The organism is Nodosilinea sp. FACHB-131, assembly GCF_014695395.1.
Lineage (GTDB): Bacteria > Cyanobacteriota > Cyanobacteriia > Phormidesmidales > Phormidesmidaceae > Nodosilinea.
The window spans coordinates 23,401-39,811 of sequence record NZ_JACJOF010000023.1 but is presented as its reverse complement, the minus strand read 5'-3'; the positions used below and the strand labels follow the sequence as shown (position 1 = coordinate 39,811).

General features: G+C 60.5%; 14 protein-coding genes. 6 read left to right on the top strand and 8 right to left on the bottom strand.

The window, feature by feature from the left end:
* Positions 1-9: 9 nt before the first annotated feature.
* From H6F75_RS14040 to gcvT, 4 genes are all read right to left on the bottom strand, one after another.
* Positions 10-342, bottom strand: a complete 333-nt coding sequence (locus tag H6F75_RS14040) for a hypothetical protein (RefSeq protein WP_073609342.1) — start codon at positions 340-342, stop codon at positions 10-12.
* 152 nt (positions 343-494) lie between these two features.
* Positions 495-2,477, bottom strand: coding sequence for a chromosome segregation ATPase (locus tag H6F75_RS14035; protein WP_190753100.1), 1,983 nt, complete (start codon positions 2,475-2,477; stop codon positions 495-497).
* Between the two features lie 112 nt (positions 2,478-2,589).
* Positions 2,590-2,982 (bottom strand): glycine cleavage system protein GcvH, encoded by a 393-nt coding sequence (gene gcvH / locus H6F75_RS14030; RefSeq protein ID WP_190753099.1) that lies wholly within the window; start codon positions 2,980-2,982, stop codon positions 2,590-2,592.
* Between the two features lie 197 nt (positions 2,983-3,179).
* Positions 3,180-4,286, bottom strand: coding sequence for a glycine cleavage system aminomethyltransferase GcvT (gene gcvT, locus H6F75_RS14025; protein WP_190753098.1), 1,107 nt, complete (start codon positions 4,284-4,286; stop codon positions 3,180-3,182).
* A gap of 215 nt (positions 4,287-4,501) precedes the next feature.
* On the opposite strand from gcvT, the gene H6F75_RS14020 reads away from it, so the two are divergent.
* Positions 4,502-5,368: a GGDEF domain-containing protein gene (locus H6F75_RS14020; protein ID WP_190694387.1), complete on the top strand. Its 867-nt coding sequence runs from the start codon at positions 4,502-4,504 to the stop codon at positions 5,366-5,368.
* 7 nt (positions 5,369-5,375) lie between these two features.
* On the opposite strand, the gene H6F75_RS14015 is transcribed toward H6F75_RS14020, so the two are convergent.
* Positions 5,376-7,328, bottom strand: coding sequence for a hypothetical protein (locus H6F75_RS14015; protein ID WP_190753097.1), 1,953 nt, complete (start codon positions 7,326-7,328; stop codon positions 5,376-5,378).
* A gap of 262 nt (positions 7,329-7,590) precedes the next feature.
* Here H6F75_RS14015 and H6F75_RS14010 point away from each other — a divergent pair, with 262 nt between their 5' ends.
* The 3 genes from H6F75_RS14010 to H6F75_RS14000 all read left to right on the top strand — a co-directional run bounded on the left by H6F75_RS14010 (position 7,591) and on the right by H6F75_RS14000 (position 11,128).
* Complete coding sequence (locus H6F75_RS14010) at positions 7,591-8,304, top strand: response regulator (protein WP_190753096.1); 714 nt, start codon at positions 7,591-7,593, stop codon at positions 8,302-8,304.
* Positions 8,305-8,394: 90 nt separating this feature from the next.
* A complete protein-coding gene (locus H6F75_RS14005; protein ID WP_190753095.1) occupies positions 8,395-9,171 on the top strand; it encodes an RNA methyltransferase in 777 nt (258 codons plus the stop codon).
* Positions 9,172-9,235: 64 nt separating this feature from the next.
* Positions 9,236-11,128: a serine hydrolase gene (locus tag H6F75_RS14000; protein WP_190753094.1), complete on the top strand. Its 1,893-nt coding sequence runs from the start codon at positions 9,236-9,238 to the stop codon at positions 11,126-11,128.
* Positions 11,129-11,308: 180 nt separating this feature from the next.
* On the opposite strand, the gene H6F75_RS13995 is transcribed toward H6F75_RS14000, so the two are convergent.
* The 3 genes from H6F75_RS13995 to H6F75_RS13985 form a co-directional block, all read right to left on the bottom strand.
* The gene (locus tag H6F75_RS13995; RefSeq protein WP_190753093.1) at positions 11,309-12,049 is read right to left on the bottom strand and encodes an SH3 domain-containing protein; all 741 of its coding nucleotides are present in this window, start codon (positions 12,047-12,049) and stop codon (positions 11,309-11,311) included.
* Positions 12,050-12,182: 133 nt separating this feature from the next.
* Positions 12,183-12,884 carry a class I SAM-dependent methyltransferase gene (locus H6F75_RS13990; RefSeq protein ID WP_242020010.1) on the bottom strand — a complete coding sequence of 234 codons (702 nt, stop codon included), beginning with the start codon at positions 12,882-12,884 and terminating at the stop codon, positions 12,183-12,185.
* An 11-nt stretch (positions 12,885-12,895) separates the two neighbouring features.
* Positions 12,896-13,078: a hypothetical protein gene (locus H6F75_RS13985; protein WP_190524301.1), complete on the bottom strand. Its 183-nt coding sequence runs from the start codon at positions 13,076-13,078 to the stop codon at positions 12,896-12,898.
* Positions 13,079-13,397: 319 nt separating this feature from the next.
* Here H6F75_RS13985 and H6F75_RS13980 point away from each other — a divergent pair, with 319 nt between their 5' ends.
* Together H6F75_RS13980 and H6F75_RS13975 are read left to right on the top strand one after the other, a co-directional pair.
* Positions 13,398-15,929, top strand: a complete 2,532-nt coding sequence (locus H6F75_RS13980; protein ID WP_190753091.1) for a mannose-1-phosphate guanyltransferase — start codon at positions 13,398-13,400, stop codon at positions 15,927-15,929.
* Entirely contained in the window at positions 15,926-16,393 is a 468-nt protein-coding gene (locus tag H6F75_RS13975; protein ID WP_190753090.1) for a single-stranded DNA-binding protein, read from the top strand. Before H6F75_RS13980 ends, H6F75_RS13975 begins: the two co-directional genes overlap by 4 nt.
* Positions 16,394-16,411: the final 18 nt, after the last annotated feature.

Here is a 16,411-nt window from a genome sequence, read left to right as displayed (position 1 = left end):
CTCTCCGCCCTACTCCGGAAAGAAAAAGTCGGTGGGCTCTTCGTCCTCTTCGGCGGCAATGTAGCTGCGGTAGTACTCCTCTAGCTCTGCTGCCCCAATCGAGCGTTCGGAGGGGTTCTCAAAGAATGTCTTCACCTTCAGGTAGCGCCGCAGCCCCTCGGCTCCGGCATCATGCTGGGTAGCCGCCTTAAAGTCGTCGGGGAAGGTGTCGCTAATCTGTAGCCACGCCTCTTCTAAAACATCCTCTACGTCTTCGTTGGGGGCGCTCTCAATTAATGCCTCTAGCCCATCGAGAATGTCAATTAGCTTGAGAATTTCTGGAATTTTCTCCGAATCAGACATTGAGCCGTGCATGGATAGCGCTAAACAACCGCGAATGCTTAGGAAAATCTTAGTGGAGTATGGGCCCAATTGATCGGTCCTGGGCGAGAGAATCTACCTGTCAGCAGACAGATTCTCCCACCCTAGGGTACTGCCGTCACTAGGGGCTTTCCTCAAGGCATGGTCATGCCGCGCTGGGGCTCTAGGGCGGCACGCCACTCGCGCAGGCGCAGCTGGGCTTGGGCGTAGGCTTCGGTTTGAGCAGGCACGGCCTCGGCCAGGGTGATCGCCCGGCTGGGGTTAGTCACGGCTTCGGTTTCAGCTAGGCGCAAGATGTCCCAGCTCCAGCGGGTGAGGGCCTGGGTCGATTCGGCCCGCTGGGGACTGCTTTCGGGCACCTGCTGGGCCAGCCGGATTGCATCGACCAGGGCCCCCACGGTACCCAGCTGAGCCGACTGGTAGGCCTGCTGCAATAGCTGCTGCCCCTGGAGCTGACTCCGCCAGGTTTGAATGTTGGCCTGAGCATCGCTGTGCAGGGCGCGACCTGAGCCAATGCGCGAGGCTACCGCTACGGCTTCGGCTAATCGGCCCTGGGCGGCGAGCTGGCGGGCCTGGGCCAGCAAAGGACCGTCTTCGGCCCGCTGGAGGTCGGCCCGCCATTGGCTAATCTCTTCCTGAGCTTCGTCGTAGAGGGCGCGGCCAGAGCCAATCTGGCGAGCGGTGGCGATCGCCCCAGCTAGATCTCCTACCTGGGCCTGCTGCTGGGCCTGGCTGAGAATGGGCCGATCTTCGCTGGTTTCGATCTGACTTCGCCAGCGGCTAATTTGATCCTCAGCGTCATCCCAGGCAGGGTTGGCGCTGGACACTTTTTGGGCTTCAATAATGGCGGCCTGGAGGTCGGCGATGGTGCCGGGGGTTGCCACCTGTCGGGCCCACTCTAGCTGCGATCGCCCATCCACTTCTTCCTGCCAGCGGCGCATCAGGCCTTGGGCCTTGTTGTAGAGGGGGCGATCGGCCCCAATGCTCTGAAGGCGCACAATCGCTCCCTCCAACCCGCTGATGCCGCCCTGCCACGACAGCTGGCTAGCGTCAATCAGGGTGCGCATATCGGCAATCTCGGCCCCCATACTCAGCGACGCCGGAATGGCTTCGAGCATCTGCCCTGCTGCCTCGGCGTCGCGCCGCTCTAGGGCAGATTCAGCCATATCCAACAGGTCGCGCCCAAACTGGCGAATCACCGTCTGCGCTTCAGCATAAACTGGGCTCTTGCTATCGATGCCCTGGGCGATCGCTAGGGCCTCCTGCATGGCTTTGACCGTGCGCTGCCGAGCCAGCTCTTTGGCCTTGCCGAGCTTGTTGAGATCTTCCCGGGCGGCGGTGATTTTATCGGTCAGCTCGTCGTACTTGGTGGTTTGCCAGTGGGTATTGTCTACGTCCAGCAGCTGAATGGCCTTGGCGAAAGCATCTTGAAAAGCCAGCGCCTTGAGGTCGGCCTCAGCGGCCTGGTAGATAGTTTCGGCGTCTTTCCAGATTTGGTTCCAGTCGCTGACCTGCTGGCTGACAAGCTGGGCCGCAGCGGTGTGGTTAGGAATGCGCTGGGCGATCGCGATCGCCTCAGCCAAATCGCCCGCCTGAAACGTGGTCTCGGCCAGCGCCAGAATCTCTTCAGACCAGTCTTCAATGCGTAGGTCGATCTCGCCTCGTAGGGGGTGATCGGCGGGCAAAGACTCTAGCAGGGCGATCGCTTCTAAATAGCCCTCCACCGTGGCCTGCTCGGCGTAGGCTTCGGCGCACTGCAATCGGGTCGTTGCCGAGGCCGTAGGCCAAAAAATCGCCCGGCAGTTGGGTAGGTTAGGAATCCGAAATAGGCTGATGGCCGACATTGCCCCCACCCCGGACACCAGTACCAGTACACCCACCGACCAGACTGGCCAGGTTTTTGCCAGCCGCTGCACTAGGGCGCGACGCGGCCGCGACTGCACAGGGGCGACAGCCGCACCGTCATCGGTTCGCTGCCGCAGTTCAGCCAGGGGATCGTAGCGGGGCGACCCTGGGTCACGGACGGGGAGGCCCGGGGGCAGCGGCACAGGTCGAGAAGACCCATGGGTTGGCCCTGGATAAATCGGTCGCTCAGAGGTGTCTTGGTCCGAAGCCATACCCGCTTCCTGAGAGTGGCTCACTGCTAGCCAAGGGGACGATAAACCCGCCCAGCTAGAGGCGCAGTGAAAGTCAGCCCTAGTATAGCCATGTCTTGAATAAACGCAATGCCTAGCCGCCCACCTGGTCTTTGTACTCGTCGGCGGTGAGGGCGTCATCGAGATCGTCGAGGTCGGTAGCTCTAATTTTAACCAGCCAGCCGTCGCCATAGGGGTCATCGCCAATCTGCTCAGGGGCCTCGATCAGCGCTTCGTTGCGCTCTAGCACCTCACCAGAAACCGGCGATTTAAGTTCTTCCACCGCCTTGACCGACTCCACCGTGCCAAATTTTTCGCCCTTTTCCAGGCTGTCGCCGATTTCAGGCAGCTCTAAGAAGACAATGTCCCCCATCTGGTCGAGCGCAAAGGCGGTGATCCCCACGGTGACAATGCCCTCGTCGTCATCGGTGCGGGCATATTCGTGGCTGTCGAGATATTTCAGGGTTTCAGGATATTCAAATGCCATAGCGTAACCTCATATCGCCCCAGGAAGAGTAGTTTGTAGCGCAGCTACCGTGCAGAGTTGATAGAATCCAGTGTCAGTGTGCCACGAGACGGCGGTTTTGGCGCAGGGAATGACGGATGAGTGGATGGGTAGATAAGGGAGGTAGGGGAGATGCTTGACTTCTCCATCTTCCTCATCCCCCTCACCTTCCCCACTCCTCACTTCGCCCGATAAAACGGCCGCTTCACCACCGTCGCCCCTTGGGGTTCACCGCGCACCTCGACCTCAAGGACCTGGCCTACCTTGGCCAGGGGAGCGGCGACGTAGGCTAGGGCAATGGGGATATTCAGCGTTGGGGCCAGGGTGCCGCTGGTGATGGTGCCGACGCGATCGCCCTGGTAGAGCACTGGGTAATCGTGGCGGGCGATATGGCGACCCGTCATCGCCAAGCCCACCAGACGACGGCTGACGCCCTCGGCCCGCTGCTGCTCAAGCACCGATCGCCCGATAAAATCTCCCTTTTCATCCAGATGCACCAGCCAGCCCAAGCCCGCCTCTGGGGGGCTGGTGGTGTCGTCGATGTCCTGGCCGTAGAGGGCCATGGCGGCCTCTAGGCGCAAGGTATCGCGCGCTCCGAGGCCGCAGGGGGCAGCACCGGCCTCTGTCAGGGTTTGCCACAGGGCTAGGGCAGTGTCGGGGTCGGTCATGATTTCAAAGCCGTCTTCACCGGTATAGCCGGTGCGGGCGACCCAGGCCATCTGCCCCAACAAAGCCGTGTCTCGATGAGCAAAGCGGCCTAGCGCGTTCAGCTCAAGGCTCGTATGGGGCTGGAGCAAGGCGGCGGCGGCGGGCCCCTGGATGGAGATTAGGGCGCGATCGCGCGATTCATCCACCAGCTCTATCCCTGTACCCGCCAAATGCTCTAGCAGCCAGGTTTTATCCTTGTCGGTGGTGGCAGCATTGACAATCAGCGCTACAGTCTCCAAACCCGTTCCTGAGCCAACGGGCGATGACTTCAGGTAGACGATCAGATCGTCGATAATGCCGCCCTCGGGGTTGAGCAGCACGGTGTACTGGGCCTGGCCCTGGGTAAGTCGCCCCAGGTTAGAGGGCACTAAGGTTTGTAAGGCAGCAATTACGCCCGGCCCTCGCAGCTCAAACTTGCCCATATGAGAGATGTCGAATAGCCCAGCCCGCTGCCGTACTGCCTGGTGCTCTTGCTTGATGCCGCTAAACTGCACAGGCATAGACCAGCCAGCAAACTCAGTCATGCGCGCCTTTTGCTCGACGCAGGCAGAATAAAGAGGCGTTTGCAATAATGTCATGGGGGGAATTCTAGGGGCATCCAGTAGTGTACTGAGAAAATCCCTGACTGATTAGGGCTTTATACCCTTGCCGCCCCAGAGTCTTTTGGTAAAGGTATGAAGGTCTGTGGTTACACAATGTTGCCGTGCCGTTTTGCGCAGTGGTGGCATGGCATTAGCGGTAAGCCCAACTACCTACCGCAGGTGTAACGCCTGTTCCCTTAATTGTGTTTCCCATGATTGCTCTTATGCCCCACGGGTCGTGTTTCCTGTGGGATCTCCAGCTGACGTCTCTGCATGTGGTTAGTGACTTAGCAGTAGCAATAGCCTACTTTTCGATTCCGCTGCTGCTGCTGTTGAACCGACAGCACATCGACACCCAGATTCGGCCGGTGCTGCTGCTCTTTGCGGCCTTTATCTTTAGCTGTGGCATTGGCCACTGCCTGCGTGTGTGGAACATCTGGCACACCAACTACTGGCTCGAAGGCGCGTGGACCTGGATTACTGCCATGATTAGCCTGTACACTGCCTGGGAACTCAAAGGGTTGGTGCCACAGCTGCTCAACACCCACAAGGACCTGGTCACCATTCGGGCGCTGGTAGAGCAAGATCCCCTCACCGGCATTGCCAACCGTCGGGGGCTAGAGGCTGCCCTAACGGCCCTAGTCTATCAGCCGGGGGCAACGGGCCACACTCTCATGCTGCTCGACCTCGACGGGTTCAAAGACATTAACGACACCTACGGCCACAGCGTGGGCGACCAGCTGCTTCAGGCCGTCGGGCAGGTGCTCAGTCGCCAGATTCGCACCACTGACCTGGCTGCCCGCATCGGCGGTGACGAGTTTGCCCTGCTCATGGTGGGTTGTCTGCCCGAAGAAGCCTTAGATAAGGCCGAGGTCATTCGCCAAGAGATTTTGCAGATCACTATGCCCCAGCTCCAGCCTCCCAGCCGTTGCCCACTGGTCTCGGTCAGCATTGGCATCAGCGGCTTTACCTCCGACCAGGGCGTTACCCAGAGCTATCAACTGGCCGACGCGGCCCTCTACGCCGCTAAGTACAACGGCAAAAACCAGATTAAGGTAGCCTCTCCCGTGGTTGCATAGATTTGCCCTAATTTCTGATAAACCCACCCAGGTCGGGCCGGTAACGAGCCACAAACCCACCCTGGGCGTCGTATACGGCCACCTGACGGTCAACTTGGTGACTGGCGGTAATAATCTGCTCAATCAGCTTTTGGGAGTTGGAGTTGAGCTGATTGGTAAAGGCAAAGGTGCCGTCCGCCGCCGGTGGGGTAATGGCCTGGCGCAGGGGCTCGGCGTACTGGCTAGAGAGCACCACGCGAATCTGGCTGGCATCTTCACGCACCGTGCAGGGAGTGGCGGAAAACTCGCAGAGCTGGGCTAGGTTGGTGGTTAACGTTTGCAGCGCCACGGCGGTGCGAAGGCGATTTTGGGCGTTGGCCAAGGCCGGCTGGTAGGTTTCCAGCAGCACCCCGCCCTCCGCCGCCAAGATGGTGTCAGCGGGAATTTGCCGAGCGCTGGCCACCGCCTGACGCCACTGGGTCACCGCTAGGGTCCACTGGCCCTTGGCCTCGGCAGCTGCGGCGCTGCGGGCAGCCTGCACCGCCTGGTGATAGTTTTGGGCACCGGCCTCCTCCAGGGTAGAGCGGCTGCTGGCGCGGTTGAGCTGCCCCTGGTAATCCTTAATCTGAGCCTGGGCTTCGTCATAGACCACGGTGCCCTGGGGAATCAGCGACAGTCCGTTGATCGCAGCCTGCCACTCCTTGGCGGCCAGTTGCCAACCTGCCAGGGAGTTGGCGGTTTCCATGCGTTGACGAGCCAGGTCGCCAGTTTGAATAGCGGTGTTAAAGTTGGCCTCGGCCTCCTCTTCGGCCACGATGCGGCGGCCAATGGCGCTGTAGTTAGCCCGATATTCGCGCAGCTTTTGCTGGCTGTAGTCAAAGGCTGGGCTGTCGACAGAAACGGTGCTGAGCCGGTCGATCGCCTGCTGCCAGAGCAGGTGCACCTTAACCCATCGCTCCACGGGGTGGGGCGGCGATTGACTCAGGTTAGCCGCCTCATTGGCCAACGCCTGGGCGCGAACAATGGCGTTGAGGAAGACAATGTTGCCCTCGTAGCGCGCCAGGTCGCCCTGGGCTGTGTCGTAGTAGGCCGACCAGGTGGGAATGGGGGTGAGCATATCGATCGCCGTTTGGAGGTCGGCCTGGGCCGTGGCCAGGTCATCGCCGGTCGGATTGCCGATCAGAGTAGCTTGGGCCAGCTCATAGTATTCGGTGGCCTCAGCGAGGCGATCGCAGCTCCCGACTACACAGGGGCGCGATAGGGCGTAGGCAAAGGCCCCGCTGCCCACCAAAATTAGCCCTGCTAGGCCATAGCTCCAGTAGTCCCGCAGCGATCGCAGCCCGTGGCGAGCCCAACTCCGGCTGCGCTGTCCCCACCCTGGCCCTGCGGGGGGCTGCACCGCCGCATCGGGCAGCGCTAGGGCCGCATCACTAAATCCAATTCCAGGGGAATCCGTTCTGGCGTTGGCCTCGGCAGCACTGACGTTGGGGTCAACGGCTTCAACCTCAGACAACTCAAAGGCCCCGAGATCGTCGGGACGACCACCGGCAGCATCAATCTCAATATCATCCGCCTCAACCTCAACAGCCGTATCGATCGCAGCGGGGGCAGCGGTTGCCGGAAAAATCGCCTGTACCGCATCCCGGGGGTGCCAGGTGAACGTGTGCATCGCATAGGGCTGAGCGACCGACTTGAGTTTGAGATAAACCCGCACCGCTAGAGCATCGACCGCCGCCCAGTCGGCATCCGGCAACCCCACCGTTGGCACCAGCTCCCGAAACGCCGACTCCAGATCCTTCAGTAAAGCCCTAGGTGCATTCGCCTCCGGGGCCTTGTGCTCCGCCAGCAGCAGCAGCCGCCCCGCCCGCTCTGAACAGTCGAGGGTTAGCCCAGGGTAGAGTTTCGTCTCTTTGAGGTAGATGGCAAAGGCCCGCTGCAGCGGTTCAAAGCCCGTGTGGGTGGAGGGTGATAGTGAGGTCATGGCGTACCGATGGATATTGCCCCAAGCCGTAGTGCTCCAAAGCGTGAACGACCAGACTGAACAACCCAGGCGGAGAACCCCAGGTTGTTTAAAGTGCTCCCAAGCCTAGGCTTAACCCTGAGTTGTACTGTTGCGGCTGCTCCCAACGCCCAGTCTGTGGCCTAGCCCAAGGACTAACCCGAGTGGGGCAGGGACTTCCTTAGTGAGTATGCTAGTGCAAGGTTGATATTCTGGGACAAGATATCTGGGGTGATAGATCGCGGTGCTGATTCTAATTGTGGAAGACGAAGCCGAAATTGCCCGCCTGATTCGGCTTTACCTCGAAAAAGAGGGTTTTACCTGTGAAGTCTGCGACGACGGCGAAACTGCCCTGCGCTACCAGCAGACTCTCCAGCCCGATCTGATGATTCTCGACGTCATGCTGCCCAAGCTCGACGGTCTGGAGGTGTGCGCCCGCGTGCGCCAGGGGCCAGGGGCCAAAGACCCCTACATTCTCATGCTCACAGCCCGGGGCGAAGAAATTGACCGCATCATTGGTCTGTCTACTGGAGCCGATGACTATCTAGTCAAGCCCTTTAGCCCCAGGGAACTGGTGGCCCGGGTGCGAGCCCTGCTGCGCCGCAGCCTGCGTCACAGTCAGGAGGCCCCCGCTCAGACCTACCGCACGGCTCACTTTAGCCTCGACCTCGACCAGCGCACCGCTCATCGCCAGCTTGACTCTGGCGACTTAGAACTGCTCGATCTCACCCCTCTAGAATTTGACCTGCTGTCCACCTTTATGAGCTACCCCGGCCGGGTCTGGAGCCGCCACCACCTGATCGAAAAACTCTGGGGCGAAGACTTCTTTGGCGACGAGCGCGTCGTCGATACCCACATCGCCCGCCTGCGCAAAAAGGTTGAACCCGACTCGTCGCAGCCCACCTTTGTCAAAACTGTGACCGGTGTGGGCTATCGGTTTGAGGATGAGGCAGGGTAGGACTGTAGAGGGGTTGAGGTACAGGGTTTAAGGTTCAAGGCGTCGCCGTAAACCCTGTACCTTGTACCTTGAACCCTACTCCACTTCCCCATGTCCCTCTGGCAGCTAGACCAAATTCGCATTGTCCTGGTCGAGCCGGCGGGGCCTTTAAACGTGGGTGCTACGGCGCGGGTCATGAAGAATATGGGGCTGCGCCATCTGGTGTTGGTCAATCCCCAATGCGATCCGGCTGCGGAGGAGGCCCAGCGCATGGCAGTGCACGGTGGCGATGTGCTGGCAGCGGCGACTACGGTGTTGAGCCTGCCTGAGGCGATCGCGGGGTGTGAGCGGGCGATCGCTACCACCGGTCGCCTGCACCGTCAAGACCAGCCCCTAGAGCTGCCGGAGACCGCTCTGCCCTGGCTGCTGCCCCCTACGCCAGCCGAGAGTTTTGCCGCCGCCCTGATTTTTGGCCCCGAAGACCGGGGGCTGAGCAATGACGAACTGATCTATGCCCAGCGCTGGGTGCGCATTCCGGCCAGCGACAGTTACCCGTCGTTAAATCTGGCCCAGGCAGTGGCGGTCTGTGCCTACTTGCTCCATCGGGTGGCAATGGCTGAGGCGCTAGGGGCAGCGTTTCCGGCCGTGGAGGTGGCGGCGACGACGGGGCATTTGGCCCCTCTGGAGCAGATAGAGGGCTTTTATCAAGATTTGGAAATCGTTTTGCTGAAAATCGGTTATCTTTACCCCCATACCGCCGCAAGCCGCATGGCTAAACTGCGGCGATTGCTGCATCGAGCCGGTCCCGATCGCCAAGAATTGGCTATGCTTAGGGGCGTTTTGCGGCAGATCAACTGGGCAGCCAGCCAGGCTCCCACAAACGACTAATCCTCGATCGCAGCGACAGACGGGTGAACGGGCACACAGGGCAAAAGGCACAGGGCGAAAGACAATGGCACAGTACGACGATCCTCGCAATCCATTTTCGGCAGGCCGTCCTCAGGCGGGCTCGCCCTGGGGAGAGTCAAACCCCAGGCCTAGCCCTGGTCGCGACGAGCTTCAGCTGCCGGGCGAAGCCGACCCCGGCGGCTGGGGCAATGACGGGCAGCAGCGCCCGTCGCCCGAGGCCCGCCGCCGCAACCAGTGGCGGCAGCACCAGCAGCTCGCCCCCGACTTCGGCCCAACTCCGGTGGAGCCCGACGAGCCGGTCATTCGCCCTACCCCCCGCAACGCTTCGTTGCCAACCTTCCGCCGGGGCCCAGCCCAGCCCAGCAGCCCCAAGCCCGCTGCGCCCAAGGGGCGGATCTTTGAGCCTCGCCCGGCTCGCGTGGTTCAGGCGGCTCCGCCGAGCCCGCCTCGACCTGGTGCCCCGCCGCTGCAAATGCATCCCCACAGCATTCACCCCAGCACCTTGAATCCCAACGGTGCGATCGCTCCAGCGGGAGGGCAGACCGTCGCCAGAGCCCTGCCCCCCAACGTCACCCCCCTACGTCCTCAGTCTCGACGCGCGGCGATCGCTCCCACTGCCCCTCCAACCCAGCGGGTTGGCCTATCGGCCCCCGGTGTGCTGGAAGAGGCGGCTAACCCCGGCGGTGCAGGCGACAGTTCGATGCCGCCCCGACGATCGCGGGCGGCGACGGCCCGGCGACGGCTGGCCAATCCTCCCCTGCCGCTGCTCTATCTGATTCGCCTGATTATTTTGGGGGTGGGGGTAGCGGCGATCGCCGGCACCCTGCTATCGGTGCTCAGTCCCAGCAACGTGGCTGCCCCTGGGGAAGCTACCCCCGCCGCCGCCCAGGCCAAGCCCGGTCGCGCCGCTGGTGGTTCTCTGGTGCAGGGCACCGCTGCCACCGTGGCCGATCTGCGCCTGACCGGCGAAATTTCTCATCTCAAGGGCGAGCTTGAGCAGCTGTCCACCCTGACTCCGGGCCTCACCCCAGTCAGCTTTGCTGTCGATCTCGATTCGGGCCAGTATATCGACTTGGGCGGAGCCGAACCCGTTGCCTCGGCCAGCACCATTAAGGTGCCAATTTTGGTGGCTTTTTTGCAGCAGGTCGACGCGGGCACTCTAGCCCTCAACCAATCCATGGCCCTGCAAGAGGAGTACATGGCGAACGGCTCAGGCACCCTGCGCGGTGAAGCGGTGGGCACCGAATACACCGCCCTAGATATCGCCACCCGCATGATTGTGACTAGCGACAATACCGCTACCAACATGATGATTGCCGCCCTGGGAGGCATTGAGGCGCTCAACCAGACCTTTACCGCCTGGGGGCTAGAGCACACCGTGCTGCGCAATGCTCTGCCTGACCTAGACGGCACCAACACCACCAGCGCCAAAGACCTGACCCTGCTGATGGCCCTGATTGACCAGGGGGGGCTGCTGACGCCCAGGTCGCGCGATCGCCTCTTCAGCATCATGCAGCGCACCGAGAATGAAAGCCTGATTCCCTCCGGCATTCGCGATGGCTCACTGCTAGCCAACAAAACCGGCGATATCGAGGCCATGCTGGGCGATGTCGCCCTAGTCGATGTGCCCAACGGCAAGCGCTACGCCCTAGCCGTACTGGTGCAGCGCCCCTCCAACGACGGCCGCGCCAGCGAGCTCATCCGCCGCATGACCGAAACCATCCACGCCGAAATGGCCCAGCCTGTGGCCCCCGTTGGCGGCAGCGGCGCCACCCCCGCCCCGCTCAGCCCCCCAGGAGAATTTGAGACTGAACCTCTACCAGAGGCGTTTGAGACTCAACCTCCCCAGGAATATGAGGATCCCTATTCCCCAGCTCCGGTGGATTTGGCCCCACCCGATCGGGCACCGGCGCGGGATGAAATTCCGCCTGGTTAGGGATTGGGTGAGGGGTGGGGGAGATGAGGAAGATGGAGGAGATGGGGAGAAAAGTTCTGAACGCTTAGTTTTAAGTTTTGAATGTTTTGTGTACAACCAAAACTTAAACTTCAAAATTCAGAACTTAAAACTCTCCTCTCTATCTCCCTCATCCTCCCTATCTCCCCCATCCCCTCATTCTCAATACAAAAACCGCTCGTGGCGAATCACGTCTTCGCCTTCGAGCTGGTCGTAGCTACCGCCGTTCACCTGGTACACCGCTAGGGCCTGATCGCTAACGTGGTATTGCTGGTTGCCGTCGATGGCAATGTAGGTACCTTGGCTATCGCGCACGTCGGCGGTGGTGAGGGTTTTGTTGTTGGTTTTGTTGGTGCCGATGTAGCTCAGCCCCTGGGGGGTTTGGCACAGGTGAATATTAAATGACTTCGTTTCAAAAAACGCCTCCGGTCGGTTGTCTCCGCAGGGGCCAGTGGTGATTTCTTCAGCGGTGGGAGACGGCGCAGCGACCTGGGCGCTGGTGTCGATAAAGTCGCCCCGTACCCAGCCCTCGGCTTCGGACTGAGCAAACTTGACGTAGTACCAGCTCAGGCCCCCTTCGCCCTCGGCCAGGCGCAGCAGCGTCACCACGTCGCCGCCAAGGCCATAGCCTCGCGAGTCAGATTGGGTGGTGGGCTGCGATCGCAAATTCACTTGTGACCCCTCCCCCTGGGTCACCAGCTGAGCGGTGCGAATAGGGTCAATGGGTGTCGATCGATAGCCACCGTCCTCCGTTAGTGCCGCCGCCTCGGTTGCAGCCGTGGGCGTGCTCTTGACCCCACTAGAAACTGCGTCAGAGACCTCAGCACCCCGGTTGCAGCCACCCAGTAGAACGAGTAGCAGCAGTCCTAGACCCAGTTTGGCGTTTCCCGAACCCAACCCCATGCGCGACCTCTCGACCAAATGTCGCCGCTAATGGTAGCGCAATCAGGGGCAGTGGGGAGAAGGGGAAGAGTTTTGAGTTTTAAGTGCTTAGTTTTGAATTCAAAACTCAAAGCTCAAAATTCAAAACTGCCTCCTAAGCGTCCCACTTCACCTTGAAGAGGCGAAACAGCTCATAGTCCTTGGTGGAAACGACCCTTGCGCCCTCGGCTTTGACTAGGGCGGGCCAGCGATCGAGGGCTTCTAGATGCACCTCGGCCCCCAGGTAGGTCTCAAGAATGGCCCAGGGTTCGGCTAGCTCGGCTTCGGGGTTGATGGCGTCGAACAAAAACCAGCCGCCGGGCTTGAGGACCTTTTTTACCTGTTGCAGCACCGTGGCCCAATAGTCAGCAGGATAATAGCAGCTGACACCCGTGGCGATCGCCATGTCGAAGGTCTGGGGCTCATACTCCAGCCGGTGAGCGGCGCCTTGGGTGACACCCTTGAACAGCTTTGAGTTGAGCTGGGGGCCGCGAGCAGTCAGCGCCGCGCAGGCCACGGAGCTAATCTCGTGGCCCTGAAACAGGGCATCCCACTCGCGCCAGGGGTAGATCAAAAAGCTGATGCCGCAGCCGATATCTAGGCAGCGATCGCGCTTGCGGGGCTTCACCGACTCCCAAAAGGGCGTCGAAATACGCGGCGTCAGCGTACCGGCAATCCAGTCCTGGAATACCGCCATTTCTTCTACCTCGGGGGGCAGATCAAAGGCCTTGCCGCCAAACTCGTGGTCGTAGCGCCGGGCCACAGCCTGCACCTGGGCACCCCAGGGAGAAGGGTCGGCGGCGGGCAGGCGACTCATCCCTTCGCCTTTCATCCTTTCAACGCTCGGCTAAAGTTTTGCCGGTACGACTTGTTGAGGGCCAAGAACAGCGGCCACAGCAGGGTGAACTTAACCCTGCCGTCGGTGAAGTTGGTGCGGTTGAACCCTGTCCAAAACTTAAAGGCCCCACCGCCGTAGATAACGGCCAACAAAAGCGCGATCAATGTACCCATAGTCACTGCTCCTTTCTACCCGGTTCACCTATGCTTCTACAATACCAACGTTGCTTCCGGTTGCCCGCCATTGCCCCAATTTTCCAAACGTTTGCTCCCCAAGGCGCGGCGGGAGGAAACGGTTATGGCGAGTCGAAACAGATTTGACCCGGATGGAACATAGCTCTATATACATTTACTCCAATCTATCTTTAAGCGGATCAATGCCGGAGTAATGTTATAGATATCCCTGTCGATGGTTGTGTTCGGTATTTGTTGAGAGCCCTAGCTAGAGCCGGGGCAACCCCCATCAGGAATGTTTACGCAGCAAGGAGACTCTATGCGCGCAGTGCTAATGGCCGGTGGTTCAGGAACCCGTTTGCGGCCTCTAACCTGTGACTTGCCCAAACCCATGGTGCCGATCCTCAACCGCCCGATCGCCGAACACATTGTCAATCTGCTCAAGCGCCACGGCATCGATGAGGTGATTGCTACCCTCTTTTACTTGCCCGATGTGATGCGCAATTACTTTAGCGACGGCCGCGATTTTGGCGTGCAGATGACCTACGCCGTCGAAGAAGACCAGCCCCTAGGCACGGCGGGCTGCGTCAAGAATATCGCTGACCTGCTCACCGACACGTTTGTGGTGATTAGCGGCGACAGTGTTACCGACTTTGACCTCACAGCGGCGATCGCATTTCACCGGCAGAAGGGCGCCAAGGCCACCCTGGTGCTAACTCGAGTGCCCAACCCGATCGAATTTGGCGTGGTGATTACCGATGAAGAGGGGCGCATCAAGCGGTTCCTAGAAAAGCCCTCCGCCAGCGAAATTTTTTCTGACACAGTCAATACCGGCACCTACATTCTCGAACCCGAGGTGCTCGACTATCTGCCCGACAACGAAGAATCTGACTTCTCTAAAGATCTGTTTCCCCTGCTGTTGGATAAGGGGGAACCCATGTACGGCTACGTGGCCAGCGGCTACTGGTGTGATGTCGGCCACCTGGAGGCCTACCGAGAGGCTCAGTACGATGCCCTACACCGCAAAGTGGTGGTCAATTATGCATACCCTGAGACATCTCCCGGCGTGTGGATCGGCGACAATACCCAGATAGATCCAACGGTTCAGATTCAGCCGCCGGTGATGATCGGCAATAACTGCCGCATCGGTGCCCGCACGGTGCTCGAACCAGGCACCGTAATTGGTGACAACGTCACCATTGGCTGCGATGCCGACCTCAAGCGACCGATCGTGTGGAATGGCGCGATTGTGGGCGATGAAGTGCACCTGCGGGCCTGCACCATCGCCCGAGGGGCGCGGGTTGACCGTCGCTCCCACGTGCTGGAGGGAGCGGTGATCGGTCCCCTGTCTTCGGTGGGCGAAGAGGCGCAAATTAGCCCTGGCGTGCGAGTCTGGCCGAGCAAGCAAATCGAGTCAGGTGCAACGTTGAACATCAACTTGATCTGGGGCAACACGGCGCAGCGCAATCTGTTTGGCCAGCGGGGAGTGGCCGGGCTGGCGAATATTGACATCACCCCTGAGTTTGCGGTCAAGCTGGGGGCGGCCTACGGGTCGACCCTCAAGCCTGGCTCCCAAGTCACGGTCTCGCGCGATCAGCGCAGCATTTCGCGTATGGTGTCGCGATCGCTGATCGCGGGCCTGATGTCTGTTGGCATCAACATTCAAAATCTGGAGGCGACGGCCATTCCGGTGGCCCGCAGCATGCTGGCGGCGATGGGCGTCGCTGGGGGAATTCACGTGCGGCTACACCCCGATCGCCCCGACTACGTGCTGATCGAATTTTTTGACGAGAAAGGCATCGATATCCCCAAGAGCAAAGAGAAGAAAATCGAGGGCGCCTACTTTAAGGAAGATTTGCGGCGATCGCCCGTTCACGAAATCGGCACCGTCGCCAATCCCACCGATGTGGTCTCTACCTACACCACCGCCTTTGAGAAGCATCTCAACGTCCAAGCCGTGACCAACAGCCAGGCCAAGGTGGTGATCGACTATCTCTACGCCGTGGCCGGGGCGGTGCTGCCGCAGATTCTCGGCAAGTTTGACTGCGACGCGGTGGTGCTCAACGCCAGCCTGCGCCAGGTAGCCCTCTCCAACGACGAGCGTGAGGTGATGCTCAGCCAGCTCGGGCAGGTGGTGCAGGCGCTGCGGGCCACCTTTGGGGCCCAGGTGTCGGCCAATGGCGAACAGTTGATTCTCGTTGATGAGGTGGGCACCCGCATTCGCGGTGAGGTGCTGACCTCGCTGATGGCCCACATGATGCTGACCACCAACCCTCGCGGCACGATTGTGGTGCCGGTGCACACGTCGGGGGCGATCGAGCACATCGCCCGCCGCCACGACGGTCGAGTGATACGCACCAAGGCCAACCCCACCGCTTTAATGGAAGCCTGCCAGAGCAATCCCAACGTGGTGCTAGGCGGCAGCGGCGAAATGGGCTTTATCTTCCCCGAGCTGCACCCCGGCTTTGACGCGATGTTCTGTATTGCCAAACTGATTGAGATTTTGAGCCTACAGCAGCGATCGCTTGGGCAGATCTGGTCAGACCTGCCCCGCATGGCTTACCGCATGCAAACCCTGCGCTGCCCCTGGACCGTCAAAGGTGCCCTGATGCGCTATTTGGTAGAAGATAACCCGCCCGAGCGTCTAGAGCTGATCGACGGCGTTAAAATCTTAGGTGACAACCCCGACGACTGGGTGCTGGTGCTGCCCGACGCGGGCGAGCCCCTGGTACATATCTACGGCAACAGCCAGAGCCGCGAGTGGCTCGACTGCACCCTGGCCAAATACCAGCAGCACGTCCAAACTTTCATTGAAAAAGAACAGGGGATCAAGGAGCCCATGCCGCTATGAACAATTGCCTGCTAATGGCCGAAATCGTGCAGTCGCCCCAGCTGCGCTACACCTCCGACAATCAAACTCCCGTGGCCGAGTTTGTGGTGCAGTTTCCAGGGTTAAAAGAGGGCGACCCCTCCTCACAAATGAAGGTCGTTGGCTGGGGCAACCTAGCCCAGGACATTCAGGCCCAGTACCAGGCGGGCCAGCGAGTGCTGTTAGAGGGCCGTCTGGCGATGAACGTGGTCGATAGCCCCCAAGGGTACAAAGAAAAGCAGGTTGAAATGACCGTGCAGCGCATCTACGCCGTGGGCGAGCTCAATACCATGCCCATGGCCCCCCCGGCCGCCGTAGCGGTGCCTGTGGCCACGCCCAGTCCGGCGGCTTCTCGTCCGGCAGCCGCTCGTCCGGCAGCCCCGGCGGCTCCAGCAACCCCGCCGCCTTCTACGCCTGCCCCCAGCTACGACGACATTCCTTTTTAAGGAACATAAAAGGGAAAA

Excerpts from the sequence above, each read along its gene's own strand:
- H6F75_RS14040 (WP_073609342.1), bottom strand. The coding sequence starts at position 342 with ATGTCTGATTCGGAGAAAATTCCAGAAATTCTCAAGCTAATTGACATT.
- H6F75_RS14035 (WP_190753100.1), bottom strand. The coding sequence starts at position 2,477 with ATGGCTTCGGACCAAGACACCTCTGAGCGACCGATTTATCCAGGGCCA.
- gcvH (WP_190753099.1), bottom strand. The coding sequence starts at position 2,982 with ATGGCATTTGAATATCCTGAAACCCTGAAATATCTCGACAGCCACGAA.
- gcvT (WP_190753098.1), bottom strand. The coding sequence starts at position 4,286 with ATGACATTATTGCAAACGCCTCTTTATTCTGCCTGCGTCGAGCAAAAG.
- H6F75_RS14020 (WP_190694387.1), top strand. The coding sequence starts at position 4,502 with ATGATTGCTCTTATGCCCCACGGGTCGTGTTTCCTGTGGGATCTCCAG.
- H6F75_RS14015 (WP_190753097.1), bottom strand. The coding sequence starts at position 7,328 with ATGACCTCACTATCACCCTCCACCCACACGGGCTTTGAACCGCTGCAG.
- H6F75_RS14005 (WP_190753095.1), top strand. The coding sequence starts at position 8,395 with ATGTCCCTCTGGCAGCTAGACCAAATTCGCATTGTCCTGGTCGAGCCG.
- H6F75_RS14000 (WP_190753094.1), top strand. The coding sequence starts at position 9,236 with ATGGCACAGTACGACGATCCTCGCAATCCATTTTCGGCAGGCCGTCCT.
- H6F75_RS13995 (WP_190753093.1), bottom strand. The coding sequence starts at position 12,049 with ATGGGGTTGGGTTCGGGAAACGCCAAACTGGGTCTAGGACTGCTGCTA.
- H6F75_RS13990 (WP_242020010.1), bottom strand. The coding sequence starts at position 12,884 with ATGAGTCGCCTGCCCGCCGCCGACCCTTCTCCCTGGGGTGCCCAGGTG.
- H6F75_RS13985 (WP_190524301.1), bottom strand. The coding sequence starts at position 13,078 with ATGGGTACATTGATCGCGCTTTTGTTGGCCGTTATCTACGGCGGTGGG.
- H6F75_RS13980 (WP_190753091.1), top strand. The coding sequence starts at position 13,398 with ATGCGCGCAGTGCTAATGGCCGGTGGTTCAGGAACCCGTTTGCGGCCT.
- H6F75_RS13975 (WP_190753090.1), top strand. The coding sequence starts at position 15,926 with ATGAACAATTGCCTGCTAATGGCCGAAATCGTGCAGTCGCCCCAGCTG.